We start from the raw sequence: 20,460 nt of genomic DNA on the forward strand, positions 1-20,460 counted from the left end.
CCGTGGTTGCCGCCGCTGGAAACAGCGTTCAGCTTACCGGTGTTGATGGTCGACTTCTCGGTGCTGGTCGCGGCCAGGGCACGGAGGTAGTAGGTGGTTTTCAGACCACGGTACCAGGCCATGCGGTAGGTCACGTCGAGCTTCTTGCCCGATGCGCCGGCGATGTACAGGTTCAGCGACTGGGCCTGGTCGATCCACTTCTGACGACGGCTGGCGGCGTCAACGATCCACTTGGTGTCCACTTCGAACGCGGTCGCGTAGAGCTCTTTGAGTTCTTGCGGGATGCGCTCGATCTGCTGCACCGAACCGTCGTAGTACTTCAGGTCGTTGATCATGACCGAGTCCCACAGACCGCGAGCCTTCAGGTCGCGAACCAGGTACGGGTTGATCACGGTGAATTCACCCGACAGGTTCGATTTCACGTACAGGTTCTGGTAGGTCGGTTCGATCGACTGCGAAACGCCAGTGATGTTGGCGATGGTCGCGGTCGGTGCGATGGCCATGATGTTCGAGTTACGGATGCCTTTCTGTACACGGGCGCGAACCGGTGCCCAGTCGAGGGTTTCCTTCAGGTCGACATCGATGTACTTCTCGCCGCGCTGCTCGATCAGGATCTGTTGCGAATCCAGTGGCAGGATGCCCTTGGACCACAGCGAACCGTTGAAGGTCTCGTAGGCGCCGCGCTCGTCGGCCAGGTCGCAGGAAGCCTGGATCGCGTAGTAGCTGACCGCTTCCATCGACTTGTCGGCGAACTCGACGGCAGCGTCGGAGCCGTAGGCGATGTGCTGCAGGTACAGAGCGTCCTGGAAGCCCATGATGCCCAGACCGACCGGACGGTGGCGGAAGTTGGAGTTCTTCGCCTGCGGCACCGAGTAGTAGTTGATGTCGATCACGTTATCGAGCATGCGCACGGCGGTGTTCACGGTGCGTTGCAGCTTGGCGGTATCGAGCTTGCCGTCGACGATGTGGTTCGGCAGGTTGATCGAGCCCAGGTTGCAAACGGCGATTTCGTCCTTGTTGGTGTTCAAGGTGATCTCGGTGCACAGGTTCGAGCTGTGGACCACGCCGACGTGCTGCTGGGGGCTGCGCAGGTTGCACGGGTCTTTGAAAGTCAGCCATGGGTGGCCGGTTTCGAACAGCATGGACAGCATCTTGCGCCACAGGTCTTTGGCCTGGATGGTCTTGAACAGCTTGACCTTGCCCGGGTACTCGGTCAGCGCTTCGTAGTACTCGTAGCGCTCTTCGAAGGCCTTACCGGTCAGGTCGTGCAGGTCCGGTACTTCGGATGGCGAGAACAGGGTCCACTTGCCGTCATCGAAGACGCGCTTCATGAACAGGTCAGGGATCCAGTTGGCAGTGTTCATGTCGTGGGTACGACGACGATCATCACCGGTGTTCTTGCGCAGCTCGATGAACTCTTCGATGTCCATGTGCCAGGTTTCCAGGTAGGCACACACCGCGCCTTTGCGCTTGCCACCCTGGTTCACGGCCACGGCGGTGTCGTTCACCACTTTGAGGAACGGCACAACGCCTTGCGACTTGCCGTTGGTGCCCTTGATGTACGAACCCAGCGCACGAACCGGCGTCCAGTCGTTGCCCAGGCCGCCGGCAAATTTCGACAGCATGGCGTTGTCGTGGATCGCGTGATAGATGCCCGACAGGTCGTCCGGCACGGTGGTCAGGTAGCAGCTCGACAGCTGTGGACGCAGGGTACCGGCGTTGAACAGGGTCGGGGTCGAAGCCATGTAGTCGAACGAGGACAGCAGGTTGTAGAACTCGATCGCACGGTCTTCTTTCTGCTTCTCTTCGATCGCAAGGCCCATGGCCACGCGCATGAAGAAGATCTGCGGCAGTTCGAAACGCACGCCATCCTTGTGGATGAAGTAACGGTCGTACAGGGTCTGCAGGCCCAGGTAGGTGAATTGCTGATCGCGCTCGTGGTTGATCGCCTTGCCCAGTTTTTCCAGGTCGAAGGTGGCCAGCACAGGGTTCAGCAGTTCGAACTCGATACCTTTGGCGATGTAGGCCGGCAGTGCCTTGGCGTACAGGTCGGCCATTTCGTGATGGGTGGCGCTTTCGGCGACTTCGAGGAAGTTCAGGCCTTCGGCACGCAGGGTGTCCATCAGCAGGCGGGCGGTAACGAACGAGTAGTTCGGCTCGCGCTCGACCAGGGTACGGGCGGTCATCACCAGCGCGGTGTTGACGTCGGTCAGGGCCACGCCGTCGTACAGGTTCTTCAGGGTTTCGCGCTGGATCAGGTCGCCATCGACTTCTTCCAGGCCTTCGCAGGCTTCGGTGACAATGGTGTTCAGGCGGCCCATGTCCAGCGGCGCGAGGCTGCCGTCGGCGCGGGTGATGCGGATCGACGGGTGCGCGTTGACTGCTGCTTCGGCAGGAGCGTGCGCTGCGCGCTCTTTCGAACGGCCGTCACGGTAGATCACGTAGTCGCGTGCAACTTTCTGCTCACCGGCACGCATCAGGGCCAGTTCGACCTGGTCCTGGATTTCTTCGATGTGGATGGTGCCGCCCGATGGCATGCGACGCTTGAAGGTCGCGGTGACCTGTTCGGTCAGGCGCGCAACGGTGTCGTGGATTCGCGACGAGGCGGCAGCGGTGCCGCCTTCAACTGCGAGGAACGCTTTGGTGATAGCGACGGTGATCTTGTCATCGGTGTAAGGAACGACAGTGCCATTACGCTTGATCACGCGCAGCTGGCCAGGCGCGGTGGCTGCCAGATCCGAAGTCGAATCGGCGGCCTGCGGCAAGGTGCCCTGCGGGTTCTCGCGAGTTGTGTCGGTTTGCATGGGGGGTGGTCTCCACATTCTCTATGTTTGTTTGGCACCGTCATGGTGCTCACCGTTCTGTACCGAAGCACTGCAACCGACGGGCGTCGGCATTACAAACTTCGGAACAGTAGGAAAAAGGCTGCAACGCCGCATCCTTGCCGAAGTTTTGGTTACGAGCCGAAGCTCGCCACCGGATTCCTTCGCGGGTGGCAGTCATGACTGCAACACCCATACCGTTTTGTCCGTTTCGGACCAAATAAAACGGTGCCATCCGCCAGTGCGGTTTGGGCTTGAAAAAACTCGCTTGTTCTACCGGAAACTGGCCATAAAGCACTTGAGTTTCAGGTCTGAAATGTGGTTGGGCGTTTTAGGTGAAAACCCTATATGTAGGGTCTCTGTTTTCGCCGTGCTACAAGATAATGCGTTTCAGGGGGGGATTGCAACGTACTACCTGTGGATAAGCCTGTGCGTAATTTGTGTAAGAAACAGCGAAAACGCGTGTAGGCCGCGAACCTGCTGAGCCAGACCGTTTGTCACTGTTTTTTTGCCTGGAAAAACGCTTCAGCGGTTTTTTAAGGGCGCGAACCCTATCACAGAATTCCGCCTTGTCCGAACGCATTTACCGACTTGTTTTCCGCGTGACCGGCGTTTATACAATCGCTGGGTGCATGGGCATTTTTATCCTCCTGAAACATGACAGATGATCGGGAGGTATACGCAGGATTGTGGGAGCGAGCCTGCTCGCGAATCGGTTGACCACTGAGCATTCAGGTTGGAGCAACAGACGCTTTCGCGAGCAGGCTCGCTCCCACAGGTTTTGTCCGTGTCAGGCGATTGTCTTTCTTCTTTTAATAAAAACAGCAAGCAGAGGTCACCGGTGGAGCAACAAACCTGGCAGGTATTGATCGTCGAGGATGACCAGCGACTGGCCGAGCTCACCCGCGATTACCTGCAAGCCAATGGCCTGCGCGTGGAGATCGAAGGCAATGGTGCGCTGGCGGCGGCGCGGATCATCAAGGAGCAGCCGGATCTGGTGATCCTCGACCTGATGCTGCCCGGCGAGGATGGCCTGAGCATCTGCCGCAAGGTGCGCAGCCAGTATGACGGGCCGATCCTGATGCTCACCGCGCGCACCGATGACGCTGATCAGATCCACGGCCTCGACCTCGGTGCCGACGACTACGTATGCAAACCGGTGCGTCCGCGCTTGTTGCTGGCGCGGATCCAGGCGTTGCTGCGCCGCAGTGACACACCGGAACCGGTCGCGGAAAAATCCCGACGTTTGCAATTCGGTCCACTGGTGGTCGACAACGCGTTACGTGAAGCCTGGCTGAGCGACAACGGCATCGAGCTGACCAGCGCCGAGTTCGACCTGCTGTGGCTGCTGGTGTCCAACGCCGGGCGGATACTTTCCCGGGAAGAAATCTTCACTGCCCTGCGCGGCATCGGCTACGACGGCCAGGACCGCTCGATCGACGTGCGCATCTCGCGCATCCGCCCGAAAATCGGTGACGACCCCGACCATCCGCGCCTGATCAAGACCATCCGCAGCAAAGGCTATCTGTTCGTCCCGGAAGCCTGCGCAGACCTGGCGCTGTGAATTCGATCTTCCTGCGCATCTACGGCGGCATGTGCGCCGCGCTGATTCTGGTGGCGGTGCTCGGCGTGCTGGCGCTGAACCTGCTCAATCAGGTGCGCAGCGAGCAATACCGCGAGCGCCTGGCCCACGGCACCTTCTCGCTGATGGCCGACAACCTGCAACCGATGAATCAGACCGAACGCCATCGCGCGTTGCTGGTGTGGGAGCGGCTGCTTGGTATACCGCTGACACTGAAGAAATTCGCCGAAACCGACCTCGATCTGGCCCAGCGCACCCGTGTGCTGCGCGGTCAGGCGCTGGTCGAGCAGACCGGGCCTCACGCGGCCAGGGTCTATCGGCTGATCAGCGAAAAAGAGCAAATGATGCTGGTGGGCGAGGTGCAGCAGATCAGCGAGCAACTGGCCCGGGCGACCATTTACCTGCTGGCCGATGAACTGGTGCGGGTACCGGTCGGCGAACAGCCCAAGCGTCTGGCGCAGATAAAGCAGGAAAAGGGCTTTGGCTTCGATCTGCGTCTGGTCACGGTAAATGACGCCGACATGGACGAAGACCAGAGCCGCCGCGTGGCCGAGGGCGATACGGTGATGGCGCTGGGCAAGGGCGGCGATTCGATCCGCGTCTTCGCCGGTATGGTCGGCACGCCGTGGGTGCTGGAAATCGGCCCGCTGTATCAGATGAATCCGTATCCGCCGGAATGGCTGGTATTGATTGCCGCGCTGGGCCTGACCCTGATCGGCCTTATCGTTTATCTGTTGGTGCGTCAGCTCGAGCGACGTTTGCGCGGCCTCGAAGCAGCGGCCACGCGCATCGCCAAGGGCAGCCTGGAAACCCGTGTGCCGGCGCGCGGTGCCGACTCGGTCGGACGGCTGGCGTTGGCGTTCAATGGCATGGCCGAGCACCTGCAACAGTTGCTGGCGATCCAGCGTGAACTGGTGCGCGCGGTGTCTCACGAGCTGCGCACGCCGGTGGCGCGGCTGCGTTTCGGTCTGGAAATGATCGGCACGGCGACCACTCCGCAAGCGCTGGAAAAATACCGCGAAGGCATGGATCACGATATCGAGGACCTCGACAAGCTGGTCGACGAAATGCTCACCTACGCACGACTGGAGCAAGGCTCGCCGGCGCTGACCTTCCAGCGCATCGATCTGGATGCGCTGGTCAATCAGGTGATCGCAGAATTGGCGCCGCTGCGCGCCGAGGTCACGGTACAGCGCGGTTTGTGTCTGTCATCGGCCGACAATGACGGCGCGTGGGTCGAGGCTGAACCGCGTTATTTGCATCGGGCGCTGCAGAATCTGGTGGGCAACGCGATGCGCCATGCGCATTCGCAGGTGACGGTGAGTTATCAGGTCGGCCAGTTGCGTTGCCGGATCGACGTCGAGGATGACGGGCCGGGGGTGCCGGAGGTGGCGTGGGAGCGGATCTTCACGCCGTTTCTGCGCTTGGACGATAGCCGCACGCGGGCCTCGGGCGGGCATGGTCTGGGACTGTCGATTGTGCGGCGGATCATTCACTGGCACGACGGCCGGGCGATCATTGGCAAGAGCAAGAGTCTGGGTGGGGCCTGTTTCAGTCTGAGCTGGCCGAGGAATCAGGAGCGCCGCTGAGATTCGGGATACCGCCTTCGCGAGCAGGCTCGCTCCCACATTTGAAATGCAATCCCCTGTGGGAGCGAGCCTGCTCGCGAAGGCGCCACAACAGGCAATGCAAAACTTCAGGCAGGAATGCTGACCAGACTCAACAACTGCCCATCCTGCACTGCAAACTGCGCCTCCAGCTCCGATCCGTTGCGCCATTCGCTGGACAAATCAGTCAACAACCGCAGCCTGACCTGACCCGCCGCACTCCATTCCAGCACTTCGGCATGCTCGAAATAAAAGCGCTGCTGCACGATCGGGTACAGCGCTTTGAATAAACTCTCTTTCACCGAAAACGTCAGGGTCACCCGCAGCGCCAGTTGCTCCTGAGAACCCGCCGCCATGCGCTGCAGTTCCGCTGGCGTGAGAATTTCCCCGGCCAGGCGTTCAGCGCGCTCGTGGCTCAACAGGTTTTCCAGATCCATGCCCAAGCCGCGCCAGTGCTGTTTGTTGGCGACAATCGCCGCCGCGCGGCCAGTGCTGTGGGTGATTGAGCCGCAGATGTGCGCCGGCCACACCGGCGCGCGGTCTTCGCCAATCGGCGGGACGATATTCAGGCCTTCGAGTTGTTGCAGCGCGGCCCGCGCGCAGATGCGTCCAGCGAGAAACTCGGCCTGGCGCTTGGCCACCGAGCGCTGAATGCTCGGCGGCGCCAGCACAGCGCTGCGCTGGAAGTCATCGCCAAGCAGGCGTGCCGGGTCGAAGTGGGTACTGAGCAGCACGGTATCGGCCAGGACCGTCGGCAACGGCCAATGGCTGTCGAGCGCAGTGCAGCAGGCGGGCAGGGCGGGGGTGGTATGCATGGCGGGCATTTTGCCGGTTAGTCGGGGCGAGGTCGAGATCGGCGGTGAAGCCTTCGCGAGCAGGCTCGCTCCCACAAGGGATCTTCTGGGCGACAGATATCCGGTGTGGGAGCGAGCCTGCTCGCGAAAGCCGCGCCTCGGTCGTTACTGACTCAACCGAAAATCTTCTTGAAGAACGCCTGCATATCCGCCCACGACTTCTCGTCCGCCGCCTTGTTGTAACCAATGTCCGGCCCACCATGCTCGCCATGGCTCAGGCGATCGGCATCCGGATTGCTGAAACCATGCTTGGCGCCATCCAGACTTACGAACTGGTAGTCCGCCCCAGCCTTGTCCATCTCTGACTTGAAGGCGGTGACGTGGTCCTGAGTGACCATGCTGTCCAGCGCACCGTGCTCGACCAGGATTTTCGCCTTCACACTGCCCGGAGTCGCCGGGGTCTTGGTTGCCAGCGCGCCATGGAAACTCACCACGCCGGCCAGCGGCACACCCTGACGCGCCGCATTCAGCACCACGGCGCCACCGAAGCAATAGCCGATGGCGGCGATTTTGTTCGGGTCGGTCTGCTTTTGTTTCTTCAACAGATCGAGCCCGGCGGCGAAACGTTTACTGGCGGCATCGGCATCCTTGGTCGCTGCCTGCATGAAGGCCATGGCGTCTTTCGGGTGCTCGGTGTTTTTGCCTTCGCCGTACATATCGATGGCCAGCGCGCTGTAGCCGAGTTCGGCAAGATCCCGCGCGCGGCGCTTGGCGTAATCGTTCAGCCCCCACCATTCGTGGACCACGACAACGCCGGGGCGTGGGCCTTTGATCGCGTCGTCATAGGCGTAGTAACCGATCAGTTGGCTGCCGTCGGCGCTTTGGTAGGGGATTTCTGCAGTCTTGATCGCAGCCTGGGTGAGGCAGCTGACTGCCAGCAAAGTGAGGGCGAGGAACAGGCGCATGGTCGGGTCTCCTTATTGAAAGTGGTCAGAACAGCCTAGTCGATCCGGTTCAGGTCAGGTTCAGAGACGGTTCAGGGGCCGTACAGGGGCGGCTCAGTAACCTTGCGCCATACCCAAACAGCACTGTGAAAGAGGAAATATCCATGACTCGTTTAAACAAATTGCTGCTGGCTTTTACCCTGTTAGGCTCCAGCATCGCGGCGAACGCCGACGACACCAGCAACTTCGCCGGTCTGACGTTCGGCCAGACCAGCGACAAGATCGACAAGTCCCACGCGCTCAACAACAATCTCGGCAACCCCAACGTCACCGGGGCCATCGACGGCAACAACACCTACGGCATGCGCCTCGGTCAGCAAAACAGCCAGGGCCGCTACTACGCCACCTACGACAACGTTTCCGGCTCGCACAATGGCGTTAAACTGCGCCAGGAAAATCTGCTCGGCAGCTATGACCTGTTCTACCCGGTGGGCGGCAGCACCAAGTTGTTCGGTGGCGCCACGGCCGGTCTGACCAAGCTGACGCAGGATTCGCCAGGTTTCAGCCGTGACAGCGATATCGGTTACGCCATCGGTGGCCAGGTGGGTGTGTTGCAGCAAGTTTCGCAGAACACCTCGATAGAACTCGGTTACCGTTACCTGCGCAGCAACGCCAGCACCGAAATGAAAGAGAGCGGCGGCAGCAAACAGGGCTCGCTGGACTTGACCAGCAGCGCGCAGACCTACCTGTCGGCCAACTACTATTTCTAAGCGGTTGTCGCAGTTTGAAGTGTGGAAGCGAGCCTGCTCGCGAAAGGGGTGTATCAGCCGACACTTGCTTGGCTGATCCACCGGATTCGCGAGCAGGCTCGCCCCCACAGGTAGTTGCCTGGAGAGTTCAAGTGATAGGGGGAAAGGCATGAAACTGTTGGTCGTCGAAGACGAGGCGCTGTTGCGTCATCACCTGCAAACCCGCCTGACGGAAAGCGGTCATGTGGTCGAGTCCGTGGCCAATGCCGAGGAGGCGCTGTACCAGACCGGCCAGTACAACTTCGATCTGGCGGTGATCGATCTCGGCCTGCCGGGCATGGGCGGCCTCGACCTGATCCGCCAGTTGCGCTCGGGCGGCAAGACCTTCCCGATCCTCATACTCACCGCGCGCGGCAACTGGCAGGACAAGGTCGAAGGCCTCGCCGCCGGTGCCGACGATTACGTGGTCAAGCCGTTCCAATTCGAAGAACTCGACGCACGCCTGAACGCATTGCTGCGCCGCTCCAGCGGTTTCACCCAGTCGACCATCGTTGCCGGGCCTTTGCTGCTCGACCTCAATCGCAAACAGGCCAGCCTCGATGAGCAACCGCTGGCGCTGACCGCTTACGAATACCGCATCCTCGAGTACCTCATGCGCCATCACCAGCAAGTGGTGCCCAAGGATCGCTTGATGGAGCAGCTGTATCCGGATGACGACGAGCGCGATCCGAATGTCATCGAAGTGCTGGTCGGCCGTCTGCGCCGCAAGCTCGAAGGCCCGGCCGGGTTCAAACCGATCGACACCGTGCGCGGCCTCGGTTACCTGTTCAATGAGCGTTGCACTTGATCCGTTCCCTTCGCGTTCGCTTGATGCTCGCCGCCACCACGTTGGCGGTGCTGTTCATGCTCGCATTGTTGCCGGCGATGCAGGGCGCCTTCAGCCTTGCCTTGCAGGACTCGATCGAACAACGCCTGGCCTCCGACGTCACCACATTGATCTCCGCCGCGCGGGTGGAAAACGGTCGGCTGGTGATGCCGTCGCAATTGCCCGACGAGCGTTTCAACCTCACCGATTTCCGCTTGCTCGGCTATATCTACGACCGCGACGGCAAACTGGTGTGGCGCTCGAAAGCCACCCAGGAAGAACAGATCAACTACAAACCGCGTTACGACGGCCTCGGTAACGAGTTCGCGCGCATCCGCGAGGCCAGCGGTCAGGAGTTCTTCGTCTACGACGTCGAAGTCAAATTGCTCGGCGGCAAAAGCGCAGCGTTCAGCATCGTCGCTCTGCAACCGGTGCGTGAATACGAAACCACCCTCGAAGGCCTGCGCGAAAATCTCTATCTGGGCTTCGGCGCGGCATTGCTGGTCTTACTGGCGCTGCTATGGATCGGCCTGACCTGGGGCCTCAAGGCCTTGCGCCGCTTGAGCCAGGAACTCGACGAAATCGAAGGCGGTACCCGCGAAAGCCTGACGGAAAAACACCCGCGTGAACTGCTGCGCCTGACCGGCTCGCTCAACCGCTTGCTGCTCAGCGAACGCCAGCAACGCAGCCGCTACCGCGACTCCCTCGACGACCTCGCCCACAGCCTGAAAACCCCATTGGCGGTGCTGCAAGGCGTCAGCGAAGACATGGCCCAGCGCCCCGCAGACCGCGACCAGGCCTGGGTCCTGCAAAGTCAGATCGAACGCATGAGCCAGCAGATCAGCTACCAACTGCAACGGGCCAGCCTGCGCAAAAGCGGCCTGGTGCGCCATCAGGTGCGCCTGCAACCGGTGCTCAAAAGCCTCTGCGATACGCTGGACAAGGTCTACCGCGACAAACACGTGCGCGTGACCTTTGATCTGCCCGAGCATTGCTACGTGCCGATCGAGCAGGGCGCCTTGCTGGAAATGCTCGGTAACCTGCTGGAAAACGCCTATCGCCTGTGCCTCGGCGAAGTGCGGGTCAGCGTGCGCGAGTCCTTGGCCGGGATCGAATTGTGCGTCGAGGATGATGGCCCGGGGGTGCCACTCGATCAGCGCGCGCGAATTCTTGAGCGTGGCGAACGCCTGGACGCCCAGCATCCCGGGCAGGGCATCGGGCTGGCGGTGGTCAAGGACATCATCGAAAGCTACAACGCGCGTTTGGCTTTGGGTGATTCACCGATGGGCGGGGCGGCGTTCAGGGTTCATTTTCCGGCTGTGTAAAGGTTGGCGGTGCCAGCCTCTTCGCGAGCAGGCTCGCTCCCACATTGGAGCTGTGGTGTTAACAAAGCCCCTGTAAAAGCCAGCTTGCTGGCGCTGCCGTCGCTGCGGTCAACACATAGAAGCCGCCTACCGCGCCCTCGACCATTAATTCAAACCATCCTCGCCACATGACGCCCGCAAACCCAGCACGATCTGCCTCGTCAATCCCGACATCGATAACTAAACCCTGCTGGTAAACGCCTGAGTCGCTCGCCTCGGTGAGTGTGATTCAGTGATCTCGCCGGACCTCTGGGCGTGCCATATCGCAACACGACATTGGGGATTGCGCGGGTTGGGATGCTGGAGGGAACTGGGCGGTGAATCGGGTGCTGGATGATCTGGATCCACCCGGTTGAGCACGGTTCTCGAAATCCTTACACACCTGTGGCGTGGGGCTTCGGCCCTCGCCACAACGGCTGATACAACAGTACCGTTCGTCGCAAATCCTTTTGAACTGTCAGACCTGACAGTATCCCCTTGGCTTCGCCGCGTGTTTGATGAGCTTCATCCAGGCCGACGTTCGTTGGCCTAAGCGACAGGGAAGGTGCGTCATGAAAGACGATCAGTCAAACGGCGGTGTGCTGGCCAATTATCCGATCAAGTTCGCCGGTGCCACCCCGGACGTCATTGTCAGCCCCGCGCCTCCCGCAGGAGTGCCGGTGGAGGGGTTGCCACAGGCGAGCTTCCGGGAGGTGGTCAGCCGCGACGGTAGCCGTGAAGGCGCGGTGCAAGCGGTGGTCGAACCTCCCTTGGGTGGCAGTTATCTGAATATTGCGCTTTACATGAAAGGCTCCTGGGATACGCAGCCGCAGTTGCTCGAGCGCAAGCCGGTGCCACCTGCCCAGCAGAATGATCCGGTGTATTTCGACGTCTATCAGTCGTCGCTCGGCGACGGTGTGCATGTTTTCACCTATGAAGTGGAGCGAGTCAGCGGCAACACTGGGCCGTCCATCGAGTCGTGGGCGCTGTATCATCGTGACCTTCCCGGCGGCAACGATGTGCCCGGCACGGGCGACCATCCTGACCTGGCAATCAGCCTGCCGGCTGAGTTGGGTGACCCGCCGCATATCGGTAAGGAAGAAGCGGATCGAGGTGTTGCGGTGACGGTGTCTTACTCGTTTATGAGGGCATATGATCGGATCACCCTTGAGCTCAATCGCGAACGTTTTCCCTTTACCGTACAGCCCGGTCAGCAAGGCATCCCTTTTGTAATGACCGTAACCCGAGACATGTTTGAACGGGCCGGCAATAACGCGCAGTTTCCCATCTCATACACCGTGGTCGATCAGGTGAACAATCCGACGGATAAACGGCGCTGGTCGAAAGTGATCGAGGCGGATGTCAATTCGCAGCGCGTCACCTTGGAAAAACCGATTTTGCGTGAAGACCTGGATGATTCCAGTGATGATCCAAATATCATTGATCGTGACAAGTTGGGTGGTCGGCCACTGTATGTGGTTGTTCTGGCGGACAAAGCGCCTTATCAATTGAACGATGACGTTGTAGTAACGTATATCTCGAGTCAACCTAGCGCTGAATTTTCCGTACTTGGCAAGGTTGAGAGAGACAGTTTGGGCCGCCTGCAGTCCCTCATTGAGGTCCCCAATGTGCAGGTGATTTCGGGCAGTCAGATTTCTGTTTCATTTGAATTGAAAAGGGATGGGCAAACCATCGGCGCCTCCCTGCCTGCCCTTGCGCGAGTCGTTGGTGGCGGTGGAGTTGAAGATTGGGAGAGTGAGGCTCCAAGAGCATTGCCGAACAATAGCCCTACACGATTGAAGAGCGGGCTCACGGTCATCCCGACCGGTGCAAATATCACTGTAGCGGCTTATATCACTGTTGCGGATCAAAGCGGTTACGGCAGCAAGCATTTGGTTTCCGGTTCGAATATCTCGGTTCGGTTTGAGCTGGGGGATATCGCGAATTTCATCAGCTTTGCATATGGACAATCGCAAAACCCAAGCAATACTGTCGTTTTCTTTGATACGGAACATGGTGAAATAGAGCGCCAGTTTCTCACTGCGGGCTTCCTGGTACTCTGTGTCTATAGAGGAACACGACCTTGTGCCTCCTTCGAGGTGAGGGTCTCAGAACCTGGGCTGGATCACGGCATAGTGATCGACAAAATAGAATGGCGATTCAATCAGGGGTAATCCCACTGTTCCTGCGCCCGATAAGCCCCCGGTGTCAGCCCCGTCCATTTCTTGAACGCCCGGTGAAACGCCGAAGGCTCAGAGAACCCGAGCTGCTCGGCAATCTGCTGCAACGACAGATCCGCGCGGCCCAGATGATAGATGGCGATATCCCGCCGCAGCTGATCTTTCAGCTCCTGAAAACTGGTGCCTTCCTCGCGCAAGTGCCGGCGCAAGGTCTGCGGGCTGATATGCAGATGCGCCGCAACCGCTTCCAGATCAGGCCAGTGCGCAGCGTCGCGACTGAGCAAGCGGCGCAGGCGGCTGCTCAGGCTGTCGCCGTCGTCGGGGCGCGAGAGCAGGTCGGCGGGGGAGCGTTCGAGAAAATGCTTGAGCGTGCGTTCGTCCTGCAACAGCGGCATGGCCAGGTAGCGACTGTGAAACAGCAGGCTGCTTTGCTCGGCATCAAAGGTCAGCGGGCAGGGGAACAGCAGATCGTATTCGCCGCCGTGCTCGGGGCGCGGATAGCTGAAAGTCGCCTGCTCGAGGCGAATGCGCTGGCCGATCAGCCAACTGCCGAGGCGGTGCCAGATCACCAACAAACTCTCGCTGAGAAAATGATCCGGGTCCCACCACTGCGCGTCGTCCAGGCTCAAACGCACCCATTCGTCTTCGCGACGCAGGGTCAGGCGTGGGGCGTCGGGGAACAGGCTGTAGAACAACAAACCACGTTGCAGAGCCTTCTCCAGGTTGCGGCAGTGAATCGAGGCGTGGCACATCATGGCGAAGCTGCCGGGCTTGCTCGGCGCGCTGCCGAAACCCAGGTATTCGTCGTCCAGCGCCAGCCACAAACCCTGAATCAGCCGGGTGAACTGCTCCGGGGCAATCCGCGCGCGGGGCTCGTCGAGCAATTCCGCGCTGATCCCCAGTTGCTGCAACAGGCCTGAATAATCCAGGCCGCGCCGGCGTGCACCGCCAAGGGCGGCACGTGCGAAATGGCTGGCGATGGTGCGTTCGCGCATAAGCGGCAATCCTTGTTCAGGCACCGATCGTAACGGCGAGCCGGCAACGCAACAAGGCGGATTTCCGCCAAATTGCAGGACACTGAACGCTCAGTTGGCGGAAATCCGCCATGCCTCAAGTCACTGATTGGTGACAGGAAAATCCCGCAGCCCCTGATATCAAAAGGCTTGCTGCCATTCGCACCAATCTGGCACGACGTTTGCGATACAAGCCACAGAAGCGTGCATTTCTCCGCCCGGAAAAATGCCGTTCCAACAACAAATCCCTCCAGTGCAGGAGGGTTCGCAATTAAGGTTCGGCGCTCGACAGATGGATGTTGCCGCTGGACGCTTGAGGAAACCTGCAATGACGACTCGTCAGCCACTGTACAAATCCCTGTATTTCCAGGTGATCGTTGCCATCGCCATCGGCATCCTGCTTGGTCACTTCTATCCGCAGACCGGTGTGGCCCTCAAGCCACTGGGTGACGGCTTCATCAAGCTGATCAAAATGGTCATCGCCCCGATCATCTTCTGTACTGTTGTCAGCGGCATCGCCGGCATGCAGAACATGAAGTCGGTAGGCAAGACCGGCGGCTACGCGCTGCTGTACTTCGAAATCGTTTCCACCATTGCCCTGCTGATCGGTCTGGTCGTGGTCAACGTTGTGCAACCGGGCGCCGGCATGCACATCGACGTCACCACCCTCGACGCCTCGAAAATCGCCACCTACGTGACGGCCAGTAAAGACCAGAGCATTGTCGGTTTCCTCCTCAATGTGATCCCGAACACCATCGTCGGCGCGTTCGCCACCGGTGACATCCTGCAAGTGCTGATGTTCTCGGTGATCTTCGGCTACGCCCTGCATCGCCTGGGTTCGTACGGTCGTCCGCTGCTGGACATGATCGATCGCTTCGCCCACGTGATGTTCAACATCATCAACATGATCATGAAACTGGCGCCACTGGGTGCGTTCGGTGCCATGGCGTTCACCATCGGTGCCTACGGTGTCGGCTCGCTGGTGCAACTGGGCCAGTTGATGATCTGCTTCTACATCACCTGCGTTCTGTTCGTCGTGCTGGTGCTGGGTGCGATCTGCCGGGCTCACGGTTTCAGCGTGTTCAAGCTGGTGCGCTACATCCGTGAAGAACTGTTGATCGTACTGGGCACGTCCTCGTCGGAATCGGCACTGCCACGCATGCTGATCAAGATGGAGCGTCTGGGCGCGAAGAAATCCGTCGTGGGTCTGGTGATCCCGACCGGTTACTCGTTCAACCTCGACGGTACTTCGATCTACCTGACCATGGCGGCCGTGTTCATCGCCCAGGCGACTGACACGCACATGGACATCACCCACCAGATCACTCTGCTGCTGGTGCTGCTGCTGTCCTCCAAAGGCGCGGCGGGTGTGACCGGTTCGGGCTTCATCGTCCTGGCCGCAACGCTGTCGGCGGTAGGCCACCTGCCGGTTGCCGGTCTGGCGCTGATCCTCGGTATCGACCGCTTCATGTCCGAAGCCCGCGCCCTGACCAACCTGGTCGGTAACGCTGTTGCGACCATCGTCGTCGCCAAGTGGGTCAAGGAACTGGACACCGATCAACTGCAGACCGAGCTGGCTTCCGGCGGTCGCGGTATCTCCGATGAGCGTGAAGAAGATGACCTGGGTGTGGCTGAAGGCCCAACCCCGAGCAATGTGAAGTAAATACAAGAACTGCGCATCAGTACGATGTGAGGTTGTAAAAAATCCCTTGTGGTGAGGGACTTACCCCCGATGGACTGCACAGCGGGCCTCTTCTTCCAATTCCAGAGAAGGGGCCGCTTCGCGACCCATCGGGGATAAATCCCCTCGCCACAGGGGTTTTTTCTTGCCCGGAATTTGAGCGCAACGGTCACACCTGCTGACATTTGCGGTGATTGCCGCATCGACGATGGCTGCCTAGGCTGAGTGCATCGCCCAAGGAGTTCGCCCATGTCTGCACCGCTGGCCTCACTGAAGATTCTCGATTTCTCCACCTTGCTGCCGGGGCCGTTCGCCTCGTTGCTGCTGGCGGACATGGGCGCCGAGGTGCTGCGCATCGAATCGCCAACCCGTATGGATCTGCTGCGGGTGCTGCCGCCGCATGATGGCGGTGTCTCGGCCAGTCACGCCTACCTCAACCGCAACAAGCGCAGTCTGGCGCTGGATCTGAAACAGCCCGAAGCGTTGGAGATCATCAAGCAACTGCTGGGCGAATACGACATCGTCCTTGAGCAGTTTCGCCCCGGGGTGATGGAGCGCCTGGGCCTGGGTTATGAAGCGCTGAAAGCGATCAATCCAAAGCTGATTTATGTGTCGATCAGCGGTTACGGCCAGACCGGGCCGTACAAGGAACGCGCCGGGCATGACATCAACTATCTCGCGCTGGCCGGGCTTGCCAGCTATACCGGGCGCGCCGACAGCGGGCCGTTGCCGCTGGGCATGCAGGTGGCGGACGTGGCGGGCGGCTCGCTACACGGCGTGATCGGCTTGCTGGCAGCGGTGATTGCCCGTCAGCAAACCGGGCAGGGCACCCATCTGGATGTGAGCATGACCGACTGCGCGTTCAGCCTGAACGCCATGGCCGGCGCTGGCTATCTGGCCTGCGGCGTGGAACCGGGCCGGGAAGACCAGATGCTCAATGGCGGCAGCTTTTACGATTATTACCGTACCCGGGATGGGCGCTGGATGTCGGTGGGCAGTCTGGAGCCGGCCTTCATGCAGCAATTGTGCACGGCGCTGGGCCGGCCGGAACTGGCCGCGCAAGGGTTGTCGCCCAGGCCTGAGCAACAACAGGCTTTGAAAGAGGCGTTGCGCATCGAATTCGAACGGCATGATTTTGCAGAACTGTGTGAGTTGTTCGCCGGGGTCGATGCCTGTGTCGAGCCGGTACTGAGTCTGGGCGAGGCGTTGCGCCACCCGCAAATGCAGGCGCGGGAGCTGGTGACCCAGGTACCGCGCGGCGATGGCACGACGCAGGCGCAGATGGCCTGTCCGTTGAAATTTTCTGAGGCGTTGCCGGCGCCAAGGCATGTTGGTGCGGGGTTGGGGCAGCATACGGATGAGGTGTTGGGGGAGTTGGGCTTGAGTGCTGAGCGGATCGCCGAGTTGCGTTCCGCCAAGGTGATTCTGTAGCGCTCATGCCGCCGCCTTCGCGAGCAGGCTCGCTCCCACATTGAAATGCATTCCCCTGTGGGAGCGAGCCTGCTCGCGAAGGGGTCAGTCAATACAACCCAGGAACCAACTATTCCACCCGCATCTCACCACTGAACACCAAGGTACTGCGGCAGCGCCGGCACAGATACCGCCGCCCTTGCCGCACCAGACCATGGCGCTGGGCGGTAAACGGGAAATCACTGTCGGGGCACGGGCATTTGTAGATATAGCGGGTCACGCTGCGCCGCTTGATTTCATAGGTGTGGCAGCGATCCGGCGGCAATTCGTAGACGCCGCGCATGATCAGTTGCCACTCCTCGCCATGGGGCTGGATGCGGTCGCCGAACAGTTGATGAGCGATCAGGTGAGCGACTTCGTGTGCCACGGTCTGCTTGAGGAAGTGCTCGGTGTTTTTCCGGTACAGCTGCGGGTTGAAGCGCAGCAGGTTCTCGTGCAGATGCGCGACACCGGCTTTCTGCCCGCGCAGCTTGAGGCTGACGACGGGGCGTTTGAAGGAGCGTTTGAAAAAGGATTCAGCGAGTTGGTAACAATCTTCGACGCGGGTATTGAGTTGCTCGGGCATGCTTGATGGATCTCCAGAGACGCCGAGTATGCCGCAACCCCGGCGACTTGCGAATCGCCGACCTGCCGAATGGTCGTCGCCCCAACGAGAAGGCCGCCTTGCGGCGGCCTGTATTGGCAGATGTTGTTTTTCTCAGGGAGGAAGCAGGTCAGTTGGTATAGACCGGGCCGACACCCAGGCCCCAGACAATCACGGTGAACGCCATGATCGCCACCAGCACCACCAGGCCGACGGCGAGCACCGAGCTGGAAAACAGAAAACCTTCATCCGAAGGGATGTTCATGAAGGTCGGCAGGCCGACATACAACAGATACACCGTGTAGCAGATGGCCGCTGTGCCGACGATCATCCCCAGCCACATGTGCGGATACAGCGCCGCCAGGCCGCCGACAAACAACGGTGTCGCGGTGTAAGTGGCAAATGCCACGCAACGGGCCAGGCTTGGATTGGCGTCATAGGTGCGTGCCATCCAATGCACGAAGGCGCCCATCACCGCGACCCCGCCGAGCATCGCCAGGTACGACATGATGGTCATCCACAAGGCACTTTCGAACGTGAGCATCACCGGCGCGCGATTGCCGATCACCCAACCGACCTGGGTCGTGCCGATGAACGCCGACACAGCGGGGATCGCCGCCAGAATCAGCGTGTGCGTCAGGTACATGTGGCTGATGCTTTCCTCTTGGTCGCCACGAATCTCCTTCCATTCCTGATCGGGGTGGGTAAACAGTCCCACTACGTGATGGATCATGCCATTCACTCCTCTTGTCATTGCCATCGCCCCCCAACGGAGCGCCTACGGGCCAAGATGGCCGAGCAAATACAGGTCTTCAGATGTGTGCGACCTTATGTCGCAGTATAGAAAGGACTCCAGCGCACCGGTATGCCGGGCTTAGAGCAAATCGCGCTGTAAACGGGGTGGGTAATCGCCTCGGAGTCTTGCGGTGAAGGCATTTATGAGGTTGAAACACTTTTGTGGCGAGGGGATTCATCCCCGTTCGGCTGCGCAGCAGTCGCCAAGCCATTCACCGAGCAGTGTCAGGCGATACGAGTTCTCGGGTTTCAGGGCTGCTTCGCAACCCAGCGGGGATAAATCCCCTCGCCACAGATGCTTCGCGCTACTGGGGTTTTTGCGTAAAATGCCGGCCTTTCGTCACACCTCACGGATTTCGCGTCATGGGCACTCTTACGGTCAACCAGAACAAACTGCAAAAGCGCCTGCGCCGCCTGGCCGGCGAAGCGGTCGCCGATTTCAACATGATCGAAGATGGCGACAAGGTCATGGTCTGCCTGTCCGGGGGCAAGGACAGCTACACCATGCTTGACGTGCTGATGCACCTGCAGAAGGTTGCACCGATCAAGTTCGACATCGTCGCGGTGAACATGGACCAGAAACAGCCGGGCTTTCCCGAGCACGTGCTGCCGGCCTACCTGAAAGAACTGGGCATCGAGTATCACATCGTCGAGAAGGACACTTACTCGGTGGTCAAGGAACTGGTGCCGGAAGGCAAGACCACCTGTTCGCTGTGCTCGCGCCTGCGTCGCGGCACCCTGTACACCTTTGCTGACGAAATCGGCGCGACGAAAATGGCCCTCGGTCATCACCGCGACGACATCGTCGAAACGTTCTTCCTCAACATGTTCTTCAACGGCACCCTGAAAGCGATGCCGCCGAAGCTGCGCGCCGACGATGGCCGCAACGTGGTGATCCGCCCGCTGGCGTACTGCAACGAGAAGGACATTCAGGCCTACTCGGACCTCAAGCAATTTCCGATCATCCCGTGCAACCTCTGCGGCTCGCAGGAAAACCTGCAGCGCCAGGTGGTCAAGGAAATGCTCCAGGACTGGGACCGCAAGACCCCGGGCCGCACCGAATCGATTTTCCGCAGCCTGCAGAACGTGGTGCCGTCGCAACTGGCCGACCGCAACCTGTTCGACTTCACCAGCCTGAAGATCGACGAGACCGCGGCTTCGCGTTTCGTCAATGTCGTCAATCTGTAAACACAACCTGTAGAAGCGAGCCCTGTGGCGAGGGGATTCATCCCCGCTGGGGCGCGAAGCGGCCCCAAAATCTCGGGGTCTGCTGCGCAGCCCAGCGGGGATGAATCCCCTCGCCACAGGGGCCTGCTTCTGCAGGTGTTATTCATTTCCAAACCTCAGGAGAGGGCATGCGCGATTACAAGTGGCTGCACGAATACTGTCTGAACCGTTTCGGTTCGGCGGCTGAACTGGAAGCCCATCTGCCCGTTCCCAAGACCCCCGCACAACTGCGCAAGATCCGCGACGACCGCTACCTCTCGACCATGGCCCTGCGGGTTTTTCGCGCCGGGCTCAAGCACAGCCTGGTCGACGCCAAGTGGCCGGCGTTCGAAGAAGTGTTCTTCAAGTTCGATCCGGAAAAAGTCGTGCTGATGAGCGCCGAACACCTTGAGCGGCTGATGCAGGACGCGCGGATCATCCGCCACCTCGGCAAGCTGAAAAGCGTGCCGCGCAATGCGCAGTTCATTCTCGATGTGGAAAAGGACAAGGGCAGCTTCGGCGCGCTGATCGCCGACTGGCCGGTGACCGATATCGTCGGCCTGTGGACCTACCTGAAAAAGCACGGCCACCAACTCGGCGGGCTGTCGGCGCCACGCTTTTTGCGCATGGTCGGCAAGGACACGTTCGTGCCGAGCTACGACGTGGTCGCAGCGTTGAATGCACAGAAGATCGTCGACAAAGTGCCGACCAGCCAGCGTGATCTGGCAACGGTGCAAAACGCCTTCAACCAGTGGCACGAACAGAGCGGCGGACGGCCGATGAGCCAGATTTCGATGATGCTCGCCTATACCGTCAACCATTGAGT

16 protein-coding genes are annotated in these 20,460 nt (G+C 60.1%); 10 read left to right on the plus strand and 6 right to left on the minus strand.

Annotated features, from left to right (window positions below; translation table 11 throughout):
* On the minus strand, positions 1 to 2,804 hold a 2,804-nt coding region (locus D8U71_RS06195), incomplete at its 3' end, for a ribonucleoside-diphosphate reductase subunit alpha (RefSeq protein ID WP_130887397.1).
* An 859-nt stretch (positions 2,805 to 3,663) separates the two neighbouring features.
* On the opposite strand from D8U71_RS06195, the gene D8U71_RS06200 reads away from it, so the two are divergent.
* A complete protein-coding gene (locus D8U71_RS06200) occupies positions 3,664 to 4,386 on the plus strand; it encodes a response regulator (protein WP_056788095.1) in 723 nt (240 codons plus the stop codon).
* Positions 4,383 to 5,993 carry an ATP-binding protein gene (locus D8U71_RS06205; RefSeq protein ID WP_125926497.1) on the plus strand — a complete coding sequence of 537 codons (1,611 nt, stop codon included), beginning with the start codon at positions 4,383 to 4,385 and terminating at the stop codon, positions 5,991 to 5,993. The genes D8U71_RS06200 and D8U71_RS06205 overlap by 4 nt, the downstream gene beginning before the upstream one ends.
* Before the next feature lie 107 nt (positions 5,994 to 6,100).
* Here the strand turns inward: D8U71_RS06205 and D8U71_RS06210 are convergent, their stop codons facing one another.
* On the minus strand, positions 6,101 to 6,826 hold the full coding sequence (locus D8U71_RS06210; protein WP_125926498.1) for a 4'-phosphopantetheinyl transferase superfamily protein: 726 nt from the start codon (positions 6,824 to 6,826) through the stop codon (positions 6,101 to 6,103).
* Positions 6,827 to 6,978: 152 nt separating this feature from the next.
* The gene (locus D8U71_RS06215; RefSeq protein WP_130887398.1) at positions 6,979 to 7,770 is read right to left on the minus strand and encodes a dienelactone hydrolase family protein; all 792 of its coding nucleotides are present in this window, start codon (positions 7,768 to 7,770) and stop codon (positions 6,979 to 6,981) included.
* 143 nt (positions 7,771 to 7,913) lie between these two features.
* On the opposite strand from D8U71_RS06215, the gene D8U71_RS06220 reads away from it, so the two are divergent.
* The 4 genes from D8U71_RS06220 (at position 7,914) to D8U71_RS06235 (ending at position 12,880) form a co-directional block, all read left to right on the plus strand.
* Positions 7,914 to 8,519 carry a hypothetical protein gene (locus D8U71_RS06220; protein WP_122707481.1) on the plus strand — a complete coding sequence of 202 codons (606 nt, stop codon included), beginning with the start codon at positions 7,914 to 7,916 and terminating at the stop codon, positions 8,517 to 8,519.
* A 148-nt stretch (positions 8,520 to 8,667) separates the two neighbouring features.
* Complete coding sequence (locus D8U71_RS06225; protein WP_016773623.1) at positions 8,668 to 9,345, plus strand: response regulator transcription factor; 678 nt, start codon at positions 8,668 to 8,670, stop codon at positions 9,343 to 9,345.
* On the plus strand, positions 9,342 to 10,688 hold the full coding sequence (locus D8U71_RS06230; protein ID WP_130887399.1) for an ATP-binding protein: 1,347 nt from the start codon (positions 9,342 to 9,344) through the stop codon (positions 10,686 to 10,688). Before D8U71_RS06225 ends, D8U71_RS06230 begins: the two co-directional genes overlap by 4 nt.
* 590 nt (positions 10,689 to 11,278) lie before the next feature.
* Positions 11,279 to 12,880: a hypothetical protein gene (locus D8U71_RS06235; protein ID WP_125926500.1), complete on the plus strand. Its 1,602-nt coding sequence runs from the start codon at positions 11,279 to 11,281 to the stop codon at positions 12,878 to 12,880.
* On the opposite strand, the gene D8U71_RS06240 is transcribed toward D8U71_RS06235, so the two are convergent.
* Positions 12,871 to 13,881: an AraC family transcriptional regulator gene (locus D8U71_RS06240; RefSeq protein WP_130887400.1), complete on the minus strand. Its 1,011-nt coding sequence runs from the start codon at positions 13,879 to 13,881 to the stop codon at positions 12,871 to 12,873. The two genes, D8U71_RS06235 and D8U71_RS06240, sit on opposite strands and share 10 nt — an antisense overlap.
* 346 nt (positions 13,882 to 14,227) lie before the next feature.
* Here D8U71_RS06240 and D8U71_RS06245 point away from each other — a divergent pair, with 346 nt between their 5' ends.
* On the plus strand, positions 14,228 to 15,562 hold the full coding sequence (locus D8U71_RS06245) for a dicarboxylate/amino acid:cation symporter (protein WP_024013978.1): 1,335 nt from the start codon (positions 14,228 to 14,230) through the stop codon (positions 15,560 to 15,562).
* Positions 15,563 to 15,829: 267 nt separating this feature from the next.
* Positions 15,830 to 17,011 (plus strand): CaiB/BaiF CoA-transferase family protein, encoded by a 1,182-nt coding sequence (locus tag D8U71_RS06250; RefSeq protein WP_024013977.1) that lies wholly within the window; start codon positions 15,830 to 15,832, stop codon positions 17,009 to 17,011.
* 109 nt (positions 17,012 to 17,120) lie between these two features.
* On the opposite strand, the gene D8U71_RS06255 is transcribed toward D8U71_RS06250, so the two are convergent.
* Both D8U71_RS06255 and D8U71_RS06260 read right to left on the minus strand, forming a co-directional pair.
* A complete protein-coding gene (locus tag D8U71_RS06255) occupies positions 17,121 to 17,615 on the minus strand; it encodes a SprT family zinc-dependent metalloprotease (RefSeq protein ID WP_130887401.1) in 495 nt (164 codons plus the stop codon).
* 148 nt (positions 17,616 to 17,763) lie between these two features.
* A complete protein-coding gene (locus tag D8U71_RS06260) occupies positions 17,764 to 18,366 on the minus strand; it encodes a Yip1 family protein (RefSeq protein WP_016773629.1) in 603 nt (200 codons plus the stop codon).
* Positions 18,367 to 18,791: 425 nt separating this feature from the next.
* Between D8U71_RS06260 and ttcA the strand changes: the two genes are divergently transcribed.
* Together ttcA and D8U71_RS06270 are read left to right on the plus strand one after the other, a co-directional pair.
* Positions 18,792 to 19,616, plus strand: a complete 825-nt coding sequence (gene ttcA, locus D8U71_RS06265; RefSeq protein ID WP_024013975.1) for a tRNA 2-thiocytidine(32) synthetase TtcA — start codon at positions 18,792 to 18,794, stop codon at positions 19,614 to 19,616.
* Between the two features lie 167 nt (positions 19,617 to 19,783).
* Positions 19,784 to 20,458, plus strand: a complete 675-nt coding sequence (locus D8U71_RS06270; RefSeq protein ID WP_016773632.1) for a DNA-3-methyladenine glycosylase I — start codon at positions 19,784 to 19,786, stop codon at positions 20,456 to 20,458.
* Positions 20,459 to 20,460 lie beyond the last annotated feature (2 nt).

This window comes from Pseudomonas sp. Sample_21 (genome assembly GCF_004307525.1).
In the GTDB taxonomy this organism is placed as follows: Bacteria; Pseudomonadota; Gammaproteobacteria; order Pseudomonadales; family Pseudomonadaceae; genus Aquipseudomonas; species Aquipseudomonas atacamensis.

What these genes read in the sequence shown, in the direction of transcription:
- D8U71_RS06210 (WP_125926498.1), bottom strand. Translation starts at nt 6,826, where the DNA reads ATGCATACCACCCCCGCCCTGCCCGCCTGCTGCACTGCGCTCGACAGC.
- D8U71_RS06215 (WP_130887398.1), bottom strand. Translation starts at nt 7,770, where the DNA reads ATGCGCCTGTTCCTCGCCCTCACTTTGCTGGCAGTCAGCTGCCTCACC.
- D8U71_RS06220 (WP_122707481.1), top strand. Translation starts at nt 7,914, where the DNA reads ATGACTCGTTTAAACAAATTGCTGCTGGCTTTTACCCTGTTAGGCTCC.
- D8U71_RS06225 (WP_016773623.1), top strand. Translation starts at nt 8,668, where the DNA reads ATGAAACTGTTGGTCGTCGAAGACGAGGCGCTGTTGCGTCATCACCTG.
- D8U71_RS06235 (WP_125926500.1), top strand. Translation starts at nt 11,279, where the DNA reads ATGAAAGACGATCAGTCAAACGGCGGTGTGCTGGCCAATTATCCGATC.
- D8U71_RS06240 (WP_130887400.1), bottom strand. Translation starts at nt 13,881, where the DNA reads ATGCGCGAACGCACCATCGCCAGCCATTTCGCACGTGCCGCCCTTGGC.
- D8U71_RS06245 (WP_024013978.1), top strand. Translation starts at nt 14,228, where the DNA reads ATGACGACTCGTCAGCCACTGTACAAATCCCTGTATTTCCAGGTGATC.
- D8U71_RS06250 (WP_024013977.1), top strand. Translation starts at nt 15,830, where the DNA reads ATGTCTGCACCGCTGGCCTCACTGAAGATTCTCGATTTCTCCACCTTG.
- D8U71_RS06255 (WP_130887401.1), bottom strand. Translation starts at nt 17,615, where the DNA reads ATGCCCGAGCAACTCAATACCCGCGTCGAAGATTGTTACCAACTCGCT.
- D8U71_RS06260 (WP_016773629.1), bottom strand. Translation starts at nt 18,366, where the DNA reads ATGATCCATCACGTAGTGGGACTGTTTACCCACCCCGATCAGGAATGG.
- ttcA (WP_024013975.1), top strand. Translation starts at nt 18,792, where the DNA reads ATGGGCACTCTTACGGTCAACCAGAACAAACTGCAAAAGCGCCTGCGC.
- D8U71_RS06270 (WP_016773632.1), top strand. Translation starts at nt 19,784, where the DNA reads ATGCGCGATTACAAGTGGCTGCACGAATACTGTCTGAACCGTTTCGGT.